The organism is Kytococcus sp. HMSC28H12, assembly GCF_001816045.1.
GTDB lineage: Bacteria > Actinomycetota > Actinomycetes > Actinomycetales > Dermatophilaceae > Kytococcus > Kytococcus schroeteri.
Window position 1 is genome coordinate 1 of sequence record NZ_KV824636.1, and the last position, 721, is coordinate 721.

Consider the following 721-nt stretch of genomic DNA (forward strand, 5'->3'; position numbering starts at 1 on the left):
GGGCGGCCGCGCGCCCGGCCAGGGCCCGGCCCATGCGGCCGGCACCCAGTACGTCCAGCTGGTCCACGCGCGTGCTCCTCTCGATGCCGTGCTCCCGGGCGTCCGCGCCGGACTCCCGCACGCCGCCCACGGTGCAGTGCCTCATGCCGGCCGCACCGTCAGGTCACCGTCCCGGGCCGCGCCCGTCTGCCCCGCACCGTCACGTGCTGCGTGGGCGCCGCCACCGGCGACCGTGCGGCCCGCCCGGGCCCGGCGCCGCGCCGGAACCCACGCCCCGGAGAGCAGCCGCTGCGCGGCCAGGTCCACCAGTGTGCCCACCGCTCCGATGAGCAGGATCACCACGAGCATCTCGTCGTAGGCCAAACGGTCGCGGGCGTTGAGGATCTCGTACCCCAGCCCGCTGCGCACCCCCAGCATCTCCGCCGGCACCAGCACCACCCACGCGATGCCCAGCGCCAGCCGGATGCCGGTGAGCACCTGCGGCCGCACCCCCGGCCACACCACGGAGCGCAGCAGCTCACCGCGCGAGGCGCCCAGGGTCCGCGCCACGGCACCCCAGCTGGGCGGCAGGCTGCGGATGCCGTGCGCCGTGTTGAGCACCACCGGCCAGGTGGCCGCCGCGGCCACGATGAACACCACCGGCGCCGCCCCGATGCCGAAGGCCGCCACGGCCACCGGCGCCCAGGAGAGCGGCGAGACCATGCGCAGGAACTGGATGCCG

General features: G+C 76.8%; 1 protein-coding gene. It reads right to left on the reverse strand.

The window, feature by feature from the left end; genetic code table 11:
* Positions 1-141 precede the first annotated feature (141 nt).
* On the reverse strand, positions 142-721 hold a 580-nt coding region (locus tag HMPREF3099_RS10060; RefSeq protein WP_141762125.1), incomplete at its 5' end, for an ABC transporter permease.